General features: G+C 67.5%; 15 protein-coding genes and 1 pseudogene. 9 read left to right on the forward strand and 7 right to left on the reverse strand.

The genetic code is table 11. The annotated features are described in order from the left end of the window. The 5 genes and pseudogenes from DSP71_RS23225 to DSP71_RS06265 form a co-directional block, all read left to right on the forward strand. Window positions 1–266, forward strand: a pseudogene (locus DSP71_RS23225) (ABC transporter substrate-binding protein); the annotation flags it as partial. Continuing rightward, the gene (locus tag DSP71_RS06250) at window positions 263–1,090 is read left to right on the forward strand and encodes an ABC transporter permease (protein ID WP_046748493.1); all 828 of its coding nucleotides are present in this window, start codon (window positions 263–265) and stop codon (window positions 1,088–1,090) included. The pseudogene DSP71_RS23225 and the gene DSP71_RS06250, both read left to right, overlap by 4 nt. Window positions 1,091–1,092: 2 nt before the next feature. Then, complete coding sequence (locus tag DSP71_RS06255) at window positions 1,093–1,893, forward strand: ABC transporter permease (protein ID WP_218867878.1); 801 nt, start codon at window positions 1,093–1,095, stop codon at window positions 1,891–1,893. Then, window positions 1,893–2,936: an ABC transporter ATP-binding protein gene (locus DSP71_RS06260; protein ID WP_113680655.1), complete on the forward strand. Its 1,044-nt coding sequence runs from the start codon at window positions 1,893–1,895 to the stop codon at window positions 2,934–2,936. Before DSP71_RS06255 ends, DSP71_RS06260 begins: the two co-directional genes overlap by 1 nt. Window positions 2,937–2,977: 41 nt before the next feature. Continuing rightward, window positions 2,978–4,744, forward strand: a complete 1,767-nt coding sequence (locus DSP71_RS06265) for an alkaline phosphatase family protein (protein ID WP_113680656.1) — start codon at window positions 2,978–2,980, stop codon at window positions 4,742–4,744. A gap of 20 nt (window positions 4,745–4,764) precedes the next feature. On the opposite strand, the gene DSP71_RS06270 is transcribed toward DSP71_RS06265, so the two are convergent. The 5 genes from DSP71_RS06270 to DSP71_RS06290 all read right to left on the reverse strand — a co-directional run bounded on the left by DSP71_RS06270 (window position 4,765) and on the right by DSP71_RS06290 (window position 10,577). Next, entirely contained in the window at window positions 4,765–6,711 is a 1,947-nt protein-coding gene (locus DSP71_RS06270; RefSeq protein WP_113680679.1) for a collagen binding domain-containing protein, read from the reverse strand. A 50-nt stretch (window positions 6,712–6,761) separates the two neighbouring features. After that, entirely contained in the window at window positions 6,762–7,184 is a 423-nt protein-coding gene (locus DSP71_RS06275) for a GNAT family acetyltransferase (protein ID WP_061015202.1), read from the reverse strand. 35 nt (window positions 7,185–7,219) lie between these two features. Beyond that, complete coding sequence (locus DSP71_RS06280; RefSeq protein ID WP_113680657.1) at window positions 7,220–7,870, reverse strand: dihydrofolate reductase family protein; 651 nt, start codon at window positions 7,868–7,870, stop codon at window positions 7,220–7,222. Between the two features lie 111 nt (window positions 7,871–7,981). Next, window positions 7,982–9,037, reverse strand: coding sequence for an LLM class flavin-dependent oxidoreductase (locus tag DSP71_RS06285; protein WP_046747955.1), 1,056 nt, complete (start codon window positions 9,035–9,037; stop codon window positions 7,982–7,984). A gap of 28 nt (window positions 9,038–9,065) precedes the next feature. Continuing rightward, a complete protein-coding gene (locus tag DSP71_RS06290) occupies window positions 9,066–10,577 on the reverse strand; it encodes a methyltransferase (RefSeq protein ID WP_174799743.1) in 1,512 nt (503 codons plus the stop codon). A gap of 97 nt (window positions 10,578–10,674) precedes the next feature. On the opposite strand from DSP71_RS06290, the gene DSP71_RS06295 reads away from it, so the two are divergent. The 4 genes from DSP71_RS06295 to trxA all read left to right on the forward strand — a co-directional run bounded on the left by DSP71_RS06295 (window position 10,675) and on the right by trxA (window position 15,995). After that, entirely contained in the window at window positions 10,675–12,897 is a 2,223-nt protein-coding gene (locus DSP71_RS06295) for a DUF6049 family protein (RefSeq protein ID WP_220151083.1), read from the forward strand. Beyond that, window positions 12,890–14,506, forward strand: a complete 1,617-nt coding sequence (murJ, locus tag DSP71_RS06300; protein ID WP_113680658.1) for a murein biosynthesis integral membrane protein MurJ — start codon at window positions 12,890–12,892, stop codon at window positions 14,504–14,506. Before DSP71_RS06295 ends, murJ begins: the two co-directional genes overlap by 8 nt. Window positions 14,507–14,625: 119 nt before the next feature. Further along, window positions 14,626–15,606: a thioredoxin-disulfide reductase gene (gene trxB / locus DSP71_RS06305; RefSeq protein WP_046747958.1), complete on the forward strand. Its 981-nt coding sequence runs from the start codon at window positions 14,626–14,628 to the stop codon at window positions 15,604–15,606. Between the two features lie 65 nt (window positions 15,607–15,671). After that, a complete protein-coding gene (trxA, locus tag DSP71_RS06310; RefSeq protein WP_021201395.1) occupies window positions 15,672–15,995 on the forward strand; it encodes a thioredoxin in 324 nt (107 codons plus the stop codon). A gap of 85 nt (window positions 15,996–16,080) precedes the next feature. Here the strand turns inward: trxA and DSP71_RS06315 are convergent, their stop codons facing one another. Both DSP71_RS06315 and DSP71_RS06320 read right to left on the reverse strand, forming a co-directional pair. Then, a complete protein-coding gene (locus tag DSP71_RS06315; protein ID WP_179516369.1) occupies window positions 16,081–16,611 on the reverse strand; it encodes a GrpB family protein in 531 nt (176 codons plus the stop codon). 1 nt (window position 16,612) lies between these two features. Then, window positions 16,613–16,948 (reverse strand): hypothetical protein, encoded by a 336-nt coding sequence (locus DSP71_RS06320; protein ID WP_046747959.1) that lies wholly within the window; start codon window positions 16,946–16,948, stop codon window positions 16,613–16,615.

Below are 16,948 nucleotides of genomic sequence, written 5' to 3' on the forward strand. Positions count from 1 at the left end.
TCACGGCGAACGTGGTCGAAGGCCGGGACAACCCCGACCTCGCGAAGCTCTTCATCGATTTCGAACTGCGCCCCGAAGCGCAGGCCGTCTTCGCGGAGAACATGCGGTACTCGCCGGTCAACACCAAGACCGAGCTCTCCGACGAAGCCGCTGACAACGTGCTGACGGGCGACGAGCTCGAGACGGTCGTCGTCTACGCTCCCGGCGACGTCGCGGCTTCGCGACCGGCCTGGACCGATGAGTGGAATGCGCTGATCACCAAATGAGTGTGCGAACCCGTAGGGAGCCCTGGCTCCTGCTCCTGCCGGCGATCGTGCTGCTCGCGCTCGCCTTCGTCACCCCGGTGGCCGGCATGCTCCTCATGAGCGTGCAGTCGTCGGCAGGCGGGTTCACCCTCGACAACTTCACCCGGTTGTTCACGAGTGAATATCACCTCCAGGCGGCGCTCCGTTCGCTCCGCCTGGGGGTGATCCAGACGGTGATCACGCTGATCATCGCCATCCCGCTCTCCTACGTCATGGCACGCGCCGGCTCGAAGGTGCGCTCCTTCCTGCTGATCGTCGTCATCCTGCCCCTCATGACCAGCGTCGTGGTCCGCACGTTCGGCTGGGTGGTCCTGATGGGCCCGTCAGGGCTGCTGATGAAGATCCCCGGGGCCGAGTTCCTCGTGGGGGGCACACAGGGCTTCCTCGGCACCGAGACCGGCGTCGTGATCGCGATGGTCCAGGTGCTCCTGCCGTTCGCGGTGCTCAGCATCCTTGGCGTGATCTCGGGTATCCGCCCGCAGCTCGAAGAAGCCGCACGCACCCTCGGCGCCGGGTTCTGGCGCACGCTGTGGCACGTCGTCCTCCCCCTCGCGATCCCCGGCATCGTGGCCGGCGCCTCACTCGTGTTCGTCCTCTCGGTGAGCTCGTTCATCACCCCGCGCTTCATCGGCGGAGCGCAGATCCCGGTGTTCGCCCAGACGATCTACATCGATGCGACCACCAACCTCGACTGGTCGTTCGCGGCCGCGCAGGCCGTGCTGCTGTTCGCCGGGGTCATGCTCGTGCTCGCGGCCACGTCCCGACTCGGGAAGCAGAAGGTGTGACCATGGTCCGTTCCGTTCCTATCCTCGGCAGGGTCCTCGCCATCATCCTCGGCGTCGTCGTGACGCTCTACATGCTCGTGCCGCTCATGGTGGTCGCCGGTGCCTCCATCGGAGAGAACCGCTTCCTGACATTCCCCGGTCAGGGCTTCACCCTCGACTGGTACGTCGAGGCGCTCACCTCCGACACCTACCTCGAGCCGTTCCGGTTGAGCCTGCTGGTCGGCGTCACGGTCGCGATCGTCGCCGCCTCCATCGGCACCGCGGCGGCGCTCGCGCTCACGCGCTTCAAGGTTCCCGGCGGTGCCGCCATCCAGGGTCTGCTGATGTCGCCGCTGACGATCCCCACGATCATCCTCGCGATCGGGGCGCTGTCCATCTCGTCCCTCACGATCGGGGCGCCGAACGTGGGTGTGCTGATCGCGATCCATGTGGTGATCGCCATCCCCTACGTCATGCGCACCGTGACCGGGGTGATGACCCGCGCCGACCACTTCACGGAAGAGGCGGCGCGCACCCTCGGCGCCAGCACCTGGAATCGCTATCGCCTGGTCGTGCTCCCCATCGCCCGTCCCGGTATCGCGGCCGGCGCCTTCTTCGCCTTCAACATCTCGTTCGACGATGCGGTCATCGCCCTCTTCCTGCGCACCCCGCAGCTGGAGACGCTGCCCATCGCCATCTACGGCCAGCTGGAGTTCAGCACGTCGCCCACCGTGGCGGCCGTCTCGACCCTGATGGTCCTGCTCACCGTCGTCCTCATGATCGTGCTCGAACGCATCATCGGCCTGGGAAGGTTGTTCGTCTGATGACAACACTCACCATCACCTCACTCACCAAGGACTTCAAGGGGACCTCGGTGCTCAAGGGCATCGATCTCTCCATGCAGTCCGGAGAGTTCGTTTCCCTGCTCGGCCCCTCGGGGTGCGGGAAGACGACGCTGCTGCGTTGCATCGCGGGCCTCGAGTCGCCGACGAGCGGAACGATCGAGATCGCGGGGCAGGATGTGAACAAGCTCCCGCCCGAGAAGCGGCACCTCGGCATGATGTTCCAGAGCTATGCGCTCTTCCCGCACATGAGCGTCGCCGAGAACGTGCGCTTCGGCCTGCGGATGTCCGGCGAGAAGTCGAAGGCCGAGCAGAAGGAGCTCGCCGTGCGGGCGCTGGAGCGCGTGCAGATGGGCCACCTCGCCGATCGGATGCCTGCGCAGCTCTCGGGCGGACAGCAGCAGCGCGTGGCTCTGGCCCGTGCCATCGCGTTCGAGCCCCGCGTACTGCTGCTCGACGAGCCGCTGTCGAACCTCGACGCCCGTCTGCGTGAGGACATGCAGGTCGAGCTGAAGGAACTGCACCGCACGCTCGGGCTCACGACCGTGTTCGTCACGCACGACCAGGAGGAGGCGATGAGCCTCTCCGACCGCATCGTGCTCATGAACGCGGGCGTGATCGAGCAGGAGGGCGCACCCGCCGAGCTCTACGGTGCTCCCCGCACCCCCTTCGCCGCGGACTTCATCGGCGCGGCGAACCTGCTTCCGGCGACCCGTTCCGGAGCGGTGGCCACCCTCGACGGCACCACGATCCAGGTGCCGATGACCGGCGCCGGTCCCGATGGAGCGGGAGAAGTGGTGCTCCGCCAGGAGGACCTGCGCCTCTCCCCCGTCGTGGGTGCGGATGCCCCGGTGAGCGTCGAGGTCGTCGCGCACGTCTACCGCGGCGCCGACATCGTCTACATCGTGGAGCTTGCGGGTAAGCGGATGCGCGTCGTCCGCCCGCGGCACGAGGAGCCGATCCCTGAGGGTAGGGCCGGTCTGGGCTGGCGCGACGGCGCCGTGCTCTGGATCGCCGCCGCCTAGTCCTCCCTACGGCAACCGTCCCGCGGTCGTAGGATCGCGACATGGCCGAAGAAGAGTCCCCCTCCCCCGATGCTCCCCGCGATGCTTCCCGCCGGGGATTCTTCAAGGTCGGCGGAGCAGCTCTCGCGGGCGCGGTCGTCGGCGGCGCGGGTGGGGCAGCGATCGGCGCGTCGATCGCCGGCAATGCACGTGACGGCTTCGTGGCCGACGCCGACCCCTTCGCCGCCCTCACTCCGCGCAGCGAGCCGGGGTTCGACCATCTCGTGGTCGTGATGGGCGAGAACCGCTCGTTCGACAACCTGCTCGGCTACCTCTACTCGAAGCAGACCCTGCCGCAGGGTGAGACGTTCGAGGGGCTCGACTTCGGCTCGTACAGCAACACCTCGTCCCATGGCACGGTCGTCGATGCACACGTGTACACCGGTGACACCGACCGGATCATGAGCCTCCCCGACCCGGATCCGGGCGAGGAGTATCCGCACGTCAACACGCAGATCTTCGGCACGGTCGACCCGAAGACCAACGCCGACCTCTTCGTCGACGAGATGACCGCCCCCTTCAACGCCCCAACCCACGGCGAGAAGGCGACGATGTCGGGGTTTCTCGAGGACTACATCATCAACTTCCGGCGACTACGCAAGGGCGTCGACCCGAAGCCCGAAGAGGCGGCGCACATCATGGGCTCGTTCTCGCCCGAGATGCTGCCCGTCCTGTCCACGCTTGCCTCGGAGTTCGCGGTGTTCGACCATTGGTATGCCGGCGTTCCCTCCCAGACCTTCTGCAACCGCTCGTTCTTCCACGCCTCCACGTCTCACGGCTTCGTGACCAATCAGGCCGGCGGCGGCTACCGGAAATGGCTGGATGCGCCGGCCGCGCCGACGGTGTTCAATCGGCTCGAGGACGAGAAGGTGAGCTGGAAGATCTACATCGACAAGCTCCAGCTCGTCTCGTTCACGGGGATGCTGCATGCCGCGGTGCTGGAGAAGTACTGGCGTACCGACCATTTCGGCACGATGGAGGACTTCTACGCCGAGGCGAAGGCCGGCACCCTCCCCGCCTACGCCTTCATCGAGCCGCGGATGGTCTACGACCACAACGACTTCCATCCGCCCTTCGGGTCGCCGCGTGAGAGCGAGGTCGACGGCGAGCCCGTGTTCGACAGCGCGATCTCGGATGTGCGGGCGGGCGACAGGCTCATCCACGACATCTACGAGGCGGTGCGCACGAGTGCCTCCCCGAAGGGGTCGAACGCCGTCAACACTCTGCTGCTCATCACGTTCGACGAGCACGGCGGCTGCTACGACCACGTGCCGCCGCCCGCCGTGACGAAGCCCACCCCCGATACCGGGCCGGGCGAGATGGGCTTCACGTTCGATCGACTGGGCTGCCGTGTCCCGGCCATCGCGGTGTCGGCCTACACGAAGCGGGGCAGCATCATCCACGACGAGATGCATCACGGCTCGGTGACCGCCACCCTCTCGCGCCTGCACGGACTCAAGCCGCTCAACGACCGGGACGCGTCGGCGAACACTCTCCTGAACGTGGTGAATCTCGACAAACCCCGGCACCCGTCCGACTGGCCGGTGACCACGCCCGCGTACACGCCTCCGAATCCGGAGGACACGGCACCCCAGCCCGGTGAGAAGGATCAGCTGAAGCCGCTCACTCCGCCCGCACGCGGACTGCTCGGCCTGCTCCTCGCGCGCTACGGGAAACCTGGGGAGCCGGAACCGGAGACCTTCGCCGACGCCTACAAGCTCCTCCACGAGCACGGCGAAGAGCTGTTCGGACCGCCCGAGGGCAGCTGACCACGAAAGCGGGCGCCGCGTTACTTCCGGCCGGCGCGACGGCGGGCGACGACCAGAAGAGTCGCCCCGAGCAGGATCACCGCGGCACCACCTGCCGCCCAGGCGAACGTTTCGGCACCGAGGCCGGTCGCCGGAATGCGACCACTGCCGTTGCTGTTCGAGCTCCCGGTCGACGGCTCGGGTGACGGCGACGGTGACGGTGGGACGACGGCCGCGGCGAGGGTGAAGTCCTGTCCTTCGACGGACTCGCCGACATCGGAGATCATGACGCTGCGGGTTCCCGCCCCGACGATCGTGGTGCCCTCGGGCGCGCGCACGATCAGCTCATAGTTGCCCGGAGGGAGGCTGCCGAGACTGTAGGTGCCGTCGGCACCCGTCGTGAGCTGTGCCGGGACGGGACCGGAGACATCGATCACCACACCTCCGACGGGTTCACCGCCGTCGGTGCGCACCGTGCCGTCGAGCGCCCCCAGCCGGGCGAGGTCGAAGTCCACGCCTGTGACGTCCATCTCCGCGACCGGTGCTGTGCGGCTGAGCGGAGATGTCGCGGCGTAGCCATCGGGCGTCGTCATCGTGACCGTGTAGTTGCCGGCCGGAAGGCGGGGGAACGTGTAGCCTCCATCCGCGCCTGTCACCGTGGTGAGGGTGCCGCCCCCTTGCTGCACGGCCGTGACTGTGACGCCTGGCACACCGCCGCCGTTCCATCGGACGACCCCGCTCAGGCTCGGGTTCGCCTCGATGACGAAGTCGGTGAGTGTGATCAGATCCTCGTTGTCCGCCGGGACCACGAAGCCCGGCGGCGCCGTGTCGACGGCGTACCCGGCTGGAACGGTGATGGTCACCTCCTGCAGCCCATCGAGGACCATGTCGAACAAATATCTGCCGTCGGCGTCGGTGGTCCTGGTCTGTGCGTCGATCGTCACGACGACGCCGGCGATGGGGTTTCCCTCCGTGTCCACCACGCGCCCGGTGACGGGGGACGGCACGATGTCGCGCACCGTGAAGTCGACATCTTCCGCATTGCCGCTGCTGAGGTTCACCGACGTCGTCGTCTCACCGACCGCGATCTTGCCCTGCGGTGCCGTCACACTCACCCGGTAGCCGTCCGTGGCGATGAACCCGGGGAACGAGTAGGTGCCGTCCGGCGCGGTGGTCGTCCTGCCCACAATCGTGCCGTTGCCGTCGGTGAGTGCGAGGGCGACACCGCCCAGCGCCCCGGTGTCCACGTCGACGACCGATCCTCGGATGTCATTCGCAGCCGAGACGAACCACGTCTGGTAGACGGGAAGACCGGATCGCCGGGTGAAGATGAAGCTGAGGGAGCGGATCGGAGTCGACGGCTCGAACCACGCCGCGGATCCGTTGGTGTCGGCAGCTGCCGCGTTCCCGGTGAGGGTGAGGGTCGCGGCATCCCATGTCGGCACGTCGCCGACCGCGCCGGTGCACGCGGGCTTTCCCACGACCCCGGGAGCGCAGTAGTTGAAGAGGTCCCTGAGGCCGATCTCCGCCGCTGTGAGCACGTGCCCGTCAGGAGCGACGGCATGGATCCGCACGCTGTCGGAGTCGATGTCACCCAACGCGAAGGCCCAGCCCGACGTCGGGGTCGGCGCGGCGAACGAATAGGTCGTCGTCGACGGGCTCGTGGCGTTGTCGGCCCTGGGCCGCAAGTTCAGGTACGGCTGATCCCTGCTGGATCCGTACTCGGCTCCGAAGGGGGTCCCTTCGGCCAGCCACGTGGATGCACCGGTGATCACGCCGACCTGGCCTGCGCGCGAATCGCTGGTCATGGTGGCGGTGAGTGCAGGGTGGGGTGCCACCTGGACTGTTGTCGTGAAGGCACCTCCAGTGCCCGCGAGCGGTTGCCAAGTGGCCCATGACGTGGTGGCGGCAACAGCGGGGATGGCGCCGACGAGCACGGCGACGAGCCCGATGACTCCGGCGATGATCCCCCTACGACGCAGACGCATGCGGTCAGAGTACTGGTATACCGGATCGTCGAGAAGGGAATTCTCCGCGATCACACGTCGGGGATGAGCCTCTTGCCCAGGTCGACCGTGTCATCGATCTCGTAGCCGAGCCTGCGGTAGAAGTCGACCACCTGCGCGTTGCCGGAACGCACCTGCAGGTTCACCTTCGGGCATCCCAGGTCGCGCAGACGGGCCTCAACGTGGGCCACGAGCTCCCTGCCCACTCCGAGTCCTCGCGCGTCGAGCTGCGTGGCGAGGTAGTTCATCCACCCGCGATGCCCGTCGTAGCCCGCCATGACCGAGCCGAGGATGCGCCCCGTCTCGTCCTCCGCCACGACGAACAGCTCGGGCTGCACCGTCAGCTTCCGGGCGATGTCCTTCCGAGGATCGTTCCACGGCCGCGTGAGCCCCGCCGCCTCCCACAGGGCGACGACGGCATCGGTGTCTTCAGGGTGGAAGGGTCGGATGCGCACCGGTCCAGCCTCCCAGATCCGCCCTGCCGCGCGCGTCAATCCTCTCGGGAGAAGGTGATGTGCGTGACGCCCGACTCCGCGACCTCCGAGGTGACGCGGTAACCGGACTCGAGTCCGCGCAGGTCGTCCCAGAGTCGGAGCCCGTCGCCGATGAGGATCGGGGTGATGCCGACGTGCAGGTCGTCGACCAGCCCCGCGCGCAGATACTCGCGCACGGTCGTGGGTCCTCCACCGATCCGCACGTCCGCTCCGGCGGCCGCCTCGACCGCTTTCTGCAGCGCCTCCTCGGGAGAAGCAGAGAGGAAGTGGAAGCTCGTGCCGTTGGCGAACTCGATCGAAGGCCGCGGGGTGTGGGTCAGCACGAACACCGGGGCGCGGAACGGCGGCTCCTCGCCCCACCAGCCGCGCCAGTCCGGGTCGTCCGGGTTGGCGTGGAGCCCGAACATCCCGGCGCCCATGATCTCGGCGCCGATGTTCTCGAAGTAGTGCGCGGCGTACTTCTCGTCGACGCCTGTCGTTCCCGTCCCGCTGGTGTCGAGGAAGACACGCTCGTGGAACGTGCGCGTGGCCGTGTACGCCGCCGTCAGCCGGCCCCAGTCCTCACCGAAGGGGTTCTCGGGGGTCTGGTCCGTCGTCGTGGCGAAGCCGTCGAGCGAGATGTTGAGATCGACGCGAACACGGGTCATGGTTTGCCTCCGAAGGCATGAAGGGAGGCTGCGTCGATCGGCGCAGCCTCCCCAGCGTCAGTGCTCCAACGCTCCGTGTCAAGCGACTCGTGTCAAGGTCGGCGATCCCGCTCAGACCGGATCGCCCTGGACGGGACCCTCCGTGTTCGGCTTCCACCCGAGCGCCGGAGCCACATGCTTCGCGAACGACTCCAGCACGTGCAGGTTGTACTCGGGTCCGAGCTGGTTCGGGATGGTCAGCATCAGCGTGTCGGCCGCCATCACCGCCTCGTCCTGTCGGAGCTGCTCGATCAGCACGTCGGGTTCTGCCGCGTAGGTCTTGCCGAACGTGGAACGGAATCCGTCGATGATGCCGATCTGATCGGCGTTCTCCTCGCTGCGAAGTCCGAAGTAGGCGCGGTCCATGTCGGACACCAGGGGGAACACGCTGCGGCTGACGGAGACGCGCGGCGTGCCCGTGTGCCCTGCTTCCTTGTAGGCCGAGCGGAAGAGGTCGATCTGCTCGCGCTGCAACTCGTGGAAAGGCTGCCCTGTGGCCTCGGTCACCAGGGTCGAACTCATCATGTTGAGTCCCTTGCGGCCGGTCTCGATCGCCGTCGGGCGTGAACCTGATCCCCACCAGATGTGGTCGCGCAGGGTCGGGGATTGCGGCTCGATCGCGAGGTAGCGGCCGGCACCCACCATGCGGGGATCTCCGGGGGCGATACCTTCGCCGTCGATCGCACGGAGGAACAGGTCGAACTTCTCCCGAGCGATCACGCTGCCCCGCTCGGTGTCCTCCTCGTCGACGTATCCGAAGGTCTCATAGCCGCGCAGAGCCGTCTCGGGTGAACCGCGGCTCACGCCCAGGGCGATGCGGCCGTCGGAGATCAGGTCGAGAGCGGCGGCCTCCTCGGCGAACTGGAACGGGTTCTCGTAGCGCATGTCGATCACGCCCGTCCCGACCTCGATGCGCTTCGTGCGCGCGGCCATGGCGCTCAGCAGGGGCATCGGCGAGGCGGCCTGACGCGCCCAGTGGTGCACGCGCACGTAGGCGCCGTTCACACCGATCTCGTCTGCGCCCTCGGCGATCTCGATGGTCTGCTTCAGCATGTCGCCCGCGGTGCGGGTGGCTGAGCCGGGCACGTCTGCATAGTGCCCGAAGGAGAGGAATCCGAAAGCCTTCATGATCTATTCCAACGCATGTATCCCTCAGCTATTCCCCCGGTACGAGGATGCCGTCCAGCACGAGCGATCTGATGCGGGGCTCGAGTTCGGCCCACAGGTCTGCGAGGGGAACCTCGAAGAGGTCGGCCAGGGCCGAGACGATCTGCACCACGGTGAGGTCGCCGTCGCAGGCCCCGACGAACCCGGCGAGCGCAGGGTCCACGTTCACGGTGCGCGCGAAACCGCCACCCTGTCGCAGTTCGATGACGCTGGGGTCGTCGTTGCCCGGCAGCAGGTGGCGGGCCTCGGTGACATCGGGCGCCGTCAGCAGTGTCGAGGGGATCCCCTCGGCGAGCGCGTCATGCGCGACAAGCCCGGTTCCGAGCGCGGCACCGACGTTCGACACCTGCTGGGAGATCCGCTCCGTGCGCCGGAGTGGAGGGGACGACAGACCTCGACGCATCAGCACGTAACCGAAGCCGATCGAGGTCACGCCGCGGGCGGCGAAATCATCGAGCCAGGCGGTCAGCAACGGAGTGAATGCCGGGTCACGCGGGGTGGTGCCCCCGTCGCGGATCCACAGCTCGGCATACCCCAACGGCGACAGCTCCTCCCGTTCGACGACCCAGAGGTCGAGCTCGCTCGGCACCCAGGCCTCCAGACGGGCGAGACCGGTGACCCCTGCCCGCGACTCCCAGTTGCCGAGCAGCTGCGCGATTCCGTTCCGCGTCAGATGCGCCGGAGCGCTCCGCACGAACTGCTCGACGAGGGCATCGCCCACCAGTCCGCCGTCGCGGTACTCATACGCGGGGACGCCCTCCACCCGCGGTGTGATGACGAACGGCGGATTGGAGACGATCAGATCGAACGCTTCGCCCGCGACGGGGTCGAACATGCTGCCGTGACGGAACTCGATGTTGGTCACCCCGTTGACCCGCGCGTTGAGCTCGGCGAACGCCAGTGCCCTGACCGAGATGTCGGTCGCGACCACCGTGCCGGCACGACGGGCGACGAGGAGCGCCTGGATCCCGCACCCGGTGCCGAGGTCGAGAGCGCGATCGACCTGGATGGGCACGATCGTCTCGGCGAGGGTGCGCGAGGCTCCACCGACGCCGAGCACATGATCGGCGGGGAGAGGGCCGTCGAGGGCGACCTCGTCGAGGTCGCTGGCGATCCACCACTCGCCGACACCCTCGGCATCCACGAAGGACTGCGGACGCAACAGGGCCGTCGGGGTCACCACCTCGGCATCCGCGGTGGCGAGTCCGAGCGCTTGGAGTCCGTCCACTCCGAGGTTCGGCAGCGCGGCGGCGACCGCCGCACGCGGCTGACTCATGCCGAGTACCAGCAGACGGCCGAGGGTGGCCAGGACTCCGGAGTCCTCGGCGATGGCCCGCAGGATCGGCTCGCGCATCCCCCTGGCGAGGGCGTCGTCCGCCTCCTCGCCCCACAGGCGACGGAGAGGTGCGGACCGGAAGTCGGCGGCATCGAGATCAGCGGCCAGCGCGGAGGTGCGAAGAGGGTCTGGGTGAGGTGTGGGGGTGTCGGACACGGCCGTCACTCTACGCGTCTTCAGGGTTCTCCTTCCCTGTGCCTCCTAGAATCAGGAGGTCAGTACTCACGAGCAGCCCCGTTCCGGGCGTTCGAGGAAGACCCTCATGACCGCCATCACCCCCGAGCACGGCCTCCGTGCGCGCCTGCGAAGGCTCGCAGGCGGGACCGCCGTCCTCGCTATCGTGCTGGGCGCCTGCGCGGCCGTCGCACCGAGCACGGCCGTCGCCGCCGGCGGGTCCGCTTCCGACGAGGAAGCGAGCGTCGCCTTCCATGTCTCCGCAGGTCTGCGCGGCCTCGTCGCCCCCGGCTCCTCCACCACGGCGATGCTCACGGTGCAGAACGAGACGGAATCGAAGCTGTCGAGTGGTCAGGTGCAGGTGGAGCTCAGCAGAACTCCCCTGACGGACGAAGCCTCGGTCACGAACTGGCTCGATGAGGGCGAGGCACCGGGCGATTTCGACACGATCGGCTCCGACACGACGGCCGCGCTCGATGCCGGTGCCTCCGGCATGACCACGGTCTTCGTCCCTGCCGAGACCCTCGGCGCCCTCGCCCCCGGTGTCTACCCGCTGCGGGCGGAGCTCACGGGTGCCAAGACGGAGAACACGCCTGAGGATCGTTCGGCGACGGTCGAGGCCACGGCGACCAGCGTGCTCGTCGTCGCCGATTCCCAGACCGCTCAGGTCGGCGTGATGGTCCCGCTCACGGCGACCCCCGACAACGGCGTGCTGTTGAGCGCGGAGGAACTCAGTACTCTCACCGGACCCGAGGGTGCCCTGACCGCTCAGCTCGACGGTGTGGCCGGCACCACTGCGGTGCTCGCCATCGATCCCGCTATTCTCGCCGCAATCCGCGCTCTGGGTTCCGCGGCTCCGGAGACCGCGCGGGACTGGCTCGACCGACTGGAAGCTCTGCCGAACACGCGGTTCGCACTGCAGTTCGGTGATGCGGATGCGACGGCGCAAGCGCAGGCGGGTCTACCCGCATTGCTGCAGCCGACGACGTTGGCGACGTTCCTGAACCCCGCCGACTTTCCGCAGACGCCTGCCACGTCGTCGCCGACGGCGGACTCGACCGCGACACCGGGCCCGACACCCAGCCCGACCGGCACTCCTCAGCTGCCCGACGACGCGGAGCTCACGGCGATCGATGGCGCGCTCCCTCAGATCCTGTGGCCGGACGACGAGCTGCGAGAAGAGGATCTCGACACCTTCGCGAGCTACCTGGGTGAGGGGACGAGCACGATCGTCTCCTCCGCAGCGCTGGGCGGACAGAGCGCCGCGCACGCCACCGTCGGCGGGCACGACCTCCTGGTCACCGACAGCGGCCTGTCGCAGACTCTTTCCCAGGTCGCCGCGGAGGCCGACTCCGTCGATCGTCAACGGCTCCTGGCCGAAGCCGCCGCGCTCCTGACACTGGCTGAGAGCCGCGTCGCGGGTGCCCCGTTGCTGATCGGGCTCGACCGCGACGAGAACCGCAATGCGGACGCGCTGCGCGACGCGATCTCCACGGCCGATTCGATCGGATTCGAACTCTCGGCACTGCGCGCCACCCCGCCCGCATCGGCCGCGCTCACATCGGAAGCCGATCCCGCGCGTGCGGCAGCGGTGACGACCCTCTTGGCCGACGAGGGAACGCTCACCGCCTTCTCGTCGATCCTCGCTGACCCGCAGGTACTGCTGAGCCCTGAACGCATCAGGATCCTCCGGACGCTGTCCGTCGGATCGTCGGCGAAGGCTTTCGCGAAGAAGGTCGAAGAGCACCAGAAGCGCACCTCGGAGACGCTCGCCGCCGTGAGCATCCCCCCGTCGAGCACGATCCAACTGCTCACCGCAAACGCTGATCTGCCGATCGCCGTGCGCAACGACCTGCCGTGGCCGGTGACGGTGCAGTTGTTCGTCTCCCCCACCGACCCTCGACTCGAGGTGAAGCCGGTGACGGAGACGGTCGTCGAGGCGAACTCCACCAAGCGCGTCAAGGTCCCGGTGTCCGCACGGGTCGGCAGCGGCGAGGTCGACCTGCGCCTCAGCCTCTACAGCCCCACCGGCGTGCAGATCCAGGATCAGCAGAAGATCAGGGTAGCTGTACGAGCGGAGTGGGAGACCATCGGCCTCATCGTCTTCGGGGGCCTCGCCGCACTCCTCATCGTGCTCGGCGTGATCCGCACCGTCCGCCGCAAGCGCCGCGAGGCCGCCGAGGAGGCGGCTGTGGAAGCAGAGATCGAGTCATTGGAAGAGGACGCCGTGAACGCCCGACCGGATGGGACACCGAGCAACGGCACGTCATCGGCCCACGACACGTCCTCGACCCCGGATACGAATGAGTAGCCTCGGCCGGGCGAGCGCCATCATCGGCGCCGGCACCCTCGTCTCACGCGTCACCGGGCTCCTGCGCAGCATCGTCCTCGTCGCGGTCATTGGCGCTGTCGGCTCGGGTCCGGCCGACGCCTTCGCTTTCGCGAACACACTTCCGAACAGCGTGTTCTCCCTCATCTCCGTCGGGATCCTCACGGCGGTCATCGTCCCGCAGATCGTCAAAGCCACGGCGGATGCGGATGGCGGGAACGCCTTCATCTCGAAGCTCTTCACCCTGGGCACGGTCGTCCTCGTCGCGGTGACAGCCATCGCGACGGCCGCGGCACCGTGGCTGGTGGCGATCGTGGCCGGCACGGCGCCCCCTTCCGTCCAGGCGATGGCGACAGCGCTCGCGTACTGGTGTCTCCCGCAGATCCTCTTCTACGGCCTGTACGCACTTCTCGGCGAGGCACTCAATGCCCGTCGCATCTTCGGTCCGTTCACGTGGGCCCCCGTCATCAACAACATCGTCTCGATCATCGGGTTCGTTCTCATCGGCGCTCTCTTCGCGCCCGTTCCGACCAGGGCGGCGGACTGGACGCCCGAGATGATCAACGCGCTCGGTGGAATCGCCACCGGTGGAATCGTGCTCCAGGCCGTTGTGCTGCTGCTGTTCTGGCGACGAACGGGCCTCTCACTCAAGCCGGATTTCCAGTGGCGCGGTGTCGGCCTCGGCAACGTCGGGCGTCTGGCTGGATGGACGTTCCTCATGGCCTTCGCGAGCCTCGCAGCGGGGATCGTGCAAGGGCGGATCGTGGCCGCGGCATCTGGCGTAGGCTCTTCCGCGGCCGTGACGGGGAACGCGTGGCTGATCTTCATGCTCCCGTACTCCATCATCGTCCTGTCCATCGGTACGCCGTACTTCACGCAGATCAGCGAGCACGCAGCCGCAGCGCGCCATGACGAGGTGCGCGCTGACATCTCCCGCAGCATCCGCACGCTGCTCTTCTTCATCGTCGCTGCGGTCGCGGCGGTGGCTGCCGCAGCGATCCCCGCGTCCCGCGTGTTCACGAAGACCGCCGGCGATGCACAGGCTGCTGCCCTCGTGCTGTTGTGCTATCTGATCGGGCTCATCCCGCTCACGATCCTCTTCATCGTCCAGCGGACGTTCTACGCGTACGACGACACACGTACGCCGTTCTGGTTCACCATCTTCCAGTGCGCCCTCATCGTCGGGACCGCCCTCGCCGCATGGGCCTTCCTGCAGGCGGGCGCCCTGCAGCTCACCGAGCTCGCCGCGGCTGTGGCGCTCGGGCAATCGATCGCCAGCACTCTGCAGACGATCGTCGCCACGTGGTTGCTTCACAAGAAGATCGGCGGACTCCACGTCGGATCGTGGGTGCTCTCCATCCTGCGGTTCTCGGTCGCCGGCGTCCCCGCAGGCCTCGCGGGATGGGGCACCTTCCTGCTCCTCGGAGGAACGACGGGCTGGGCCACGTCGAGCGTCATCTCAGGAACTCTCGCAACCGCGATCATCGGCCTCGTCGTGGTGGTCGTCTACGTCGCGATCCTCGCCGTGATGCGCGCCCCCGAGCTCAAGGCCGGCACTGCTCTCGTCCGCCGGTTCCTCCCCGGGCGCTGATCCACCCACCCAGACCGCTCCGCGGCCTGCGCCCCACCCTGCGCAGGGAATGCCTCGCAGTTACCATGGGTTGAAGCATTCGAAGGTCATTCGACTGCAGTTTCTAAGACGGAGATCACATGCGTCAGGTCATCATCATCGGCTCCGGCCCCGCCGGATTCACGGCTGCCATCTACGCGGCCAGGGCGAACCTCAAGCCGCTGCTCATCGCGAGCTCCGTCGAGGTCGGCGGAGAGCTGATGAACACCACCGAGGTCGAGAACTACCCCGGCTTCCCCGAAGGGATCCAGGGACCTGAGCTCATGGCCAAGTTCCAGGAGCAGGCGGAGAAGTTCGGCACCGAGGTCGTCTACGACGATGTCACCGAACTCCAGCTCGAGGGGCCCGTCAAGAAGGTCATCCTCGGCAGCGGTGCGGAGCACGAGACGCAGTCCCTCATCTACGCGACCGGCTCGGCGTACCGCAAGCTCGACATCGCCGGCGAAGAGCGCCTCTCCGGCTACGGCGTCTCCTGGTGCGCCACGTGCGACGGATTCTTCTTCCGCGAGAAGACGATCGCCGTCGTCGGCGGTGGCGACTCCGCCATGGAAGAGGCCACGTTCCTCACCCGCTTCGCAGACAAGGTCTACGTGATCCACCGCAAGGACACCCTGCGGGCCTCGAAGATCATGCAGGAGCGCGCCTTCGCGAACGAGAAGATCGAGTTCGTGTGGAACAGCGAGGTCGCCGAGGTCCTCGGAGGCGACTCCGTGACCGGTGTGCAGCTGCGTTCCACGGTCGACGGCACGCTCAGCGACCTCCCGCTCGACGGGCTCTTCATCGCGATCGGCAACGACCCGCGCACGCACCTCGTGCACGACAAGCTCGAGCTCACGCCGGAAGGCACCATCTGGGTCGACGGCCGCTCGTCGAAGACGTCGGTTCCGGGAGTCTTCGCTGCCGGTGACGTGATCGACCCCACCTACCGTCAGGCCATCACGGCGGCCGGCTCCGGCACGGTCGCTGCTCTCGACGCGGAGCACTTCCTGGCCGACCTCGAAGACCCTTCCGTGGAGGTTCCGGCCGCCGAGGCCGCGGAGATCCTCACCGCCACCGCGTAGGGGCGGGAACACTTTTCCCTCGCCCGCTGTTGTAGCAGGCGAACCTCGAATCAAGGAGAACTCTGATGAGTGCAAAGGCTACGAGCCAGGCGACCTGGGAGCAGGACGTTCTGCAGGCCGACGGTCCCGTGCTGGTGGACTTCTGGGCCGAGTGGTGTGGTCCGTGTCGTATGGTCGCACCGGTCCTGGACGAGATCCAGGCGGACAACCCCGACAAGATCACCATCCTCAAGCTCAACGTCGACGAGAACCCTGAGCTGGCGATGAAGTACCAGATCACGTCGATCCCGGCGATGAAGGTCTTCCACGGCGGTGAGGTCAAGACGACCATCATCGGCGCGAAGCCCAAGTTCGCGCTGGAGAAGGACCTGGCCGCGTTCATCGGCTGAGTCCCCCGAGACGAAGGGCCGCACCTCCCGGGGAGGTACGGCCCTTTCTCGTGTCCGCCCCGAGTCGTCCCGCGGACCGCTCTGGTCAGTCTTTGTCGTACACGGAGACCGACGGCAGCCCGCGAGCAGCACGTGCACGGTCGACGAGGAGCTGAACCACCGCGGTCTTCCCCGCGTTGTACGACTCGTCTCCCCTGCGCGAGGCGTCAACCGCAGCGTGCTTCGCCCGCTCGTAGAGCCGGGCATCCTCCGGATTCTGCAACAGCCAGTCGCGAAGGATGCGCTGGTTCACCTGATCCCAATCGGCGGCTTCGAAGAAGTGGGCGATTCGCGTGCGTACACCGTTCTCTTCGATGATCATCACCCGATGGCTTCGCACACTGCTCCCGACCGCCCATCCTGCGGCCTCGAGCCCAGGTCGATGCAGCTCGAGGTCTTCGTCATCGGCGATGCGCACCGCGACGTCGATGATCGGCTTCGCGCTCATCCCGGGGATCGCCGTGGATCCGACGTGTTCGACGAGCCAGTCCGGATTCCCATGCCTGCGCAGTTCCGCCGCGACATGTACGAAGGTCTCCGACCACGTCGGGTCGTGCGGAACGAGCACGACCTCCACGTCAGGAGGCGTCGGCGACGGTCGGGTCCCAGCGGCGATGGCGCTGCTTCTCGTCGAGGAGGCCCCAGACGGCCGATGTGAGCTCCGGGTACTCCAGGGCGATCTGCCGCAGCACCCGGTAGTGCCTGGCCGCATTGGGGCGCACACCGTCGTTCGCATTGATGTTGTCGGCGCGCAGCAGGTAGACGACGAGTTCGTCGACGCTCGGGAGCTCCTCCATGAACTCCCACGGATCCTCTCCGCCGAGAAGCCGCTCCTGGATGAGGACCGCGAGTTCGTCCGACGCTTCGGCGCGCAACACCTCCAGGCTGGCGCGGCGCTGTACGGACTCGGTCAT

The sequence above is a fragment of the Microbacterium sp. H6 genome, assembly GCF_003314775.1.
Taxonomy (GTDB): Bacteria; Actinomycetota; Actinomycetes; order Actinomycetales; family Microbacteriaceae; genus Microbacterium; species Microbacterium oxydans.

Coding starts and splice junctions, on each gene's coding strand:
- DSP71_RS06255 (WP_218867878.1), top strand. CDS start 1,093: ATGGTCCGTTCCGTTCCTATCCTCGGCAGGGTCCTCGCCATCATCCTC.
- DSP71_RS06320 (WP_046747959.1), bottom strand. CDS start 16,948: ATGACCGAGTCCGTACAGCGCCGCGCCAGCCTGGAGGTGTTGCGCGCC.
- DSP71_RS06270 (WP_113680679.1), bottom strand. CDS start 6,711: ATGCGTCTGCGTCGTAGGGGGATCATCGCCGGAGTCATCGGGCTCGTC.
- trxB (WP_046747958.1), top strand. CDS start 14,626: ATGCGTCAGGTCATCATCATCGGCTCCGGCCCCGCCGGATTCACGGCT.
- DSP71_RS06295 (WP_220151083.1), top strand. CDS start 10,675: ATGACCGCCATCACCCCCGAGCACGGCCTCCGTGCGCGCCTGCGAAGG.
- murJ (WP_113680658.1), top strand. CDS start 12,890: ATGAGTAGCCTCGGCCGGGCGAGCGCCATCATCGGCGCCGGCACCCTC.
- DSP71_RS06285 (WP_046747955.1), bottom strand. CDS start 9,037: ATGAAGGCTTTCGGATTCCTCTCCTTCGGGCACTATGCAGACGTGCCC.
- DSP71_RS06250 (WP_046748493.1), top strand. CDS start 263: ATGAGTGTGCGAACCCGTAGGGAGCCCTGGCTCCTGCTCCTGCCGGCG.
- trxA (WP_021201395.1), top strand. CDS start 15,672: ATGAGTGCAAAGGCTACGAGCCAGGCGACCTGGGAGCAGGACGTTCTG.
- DSP71_RS06265 (WP_113680656.1), top strand. CDS start 2,978: ATGGCCGAAGAAGAGTCCCCCTCCCCCGATGCTCCCCGCGATGCTTCC.
- DSP71_RS06280 (WP_113680657.1), bottom strand. CDS start 7,870: ATGACCCGTGTTCGCGTCGATCTCAACATCTCGCTCGACGGCTTCGCC.
- DSP71_RS06260 (WP_113680655.1), top strand. CDS start 1,893: ATGACAACACTCACCATCACCTCACTCACCAAGGACTTCAAGGGGACC.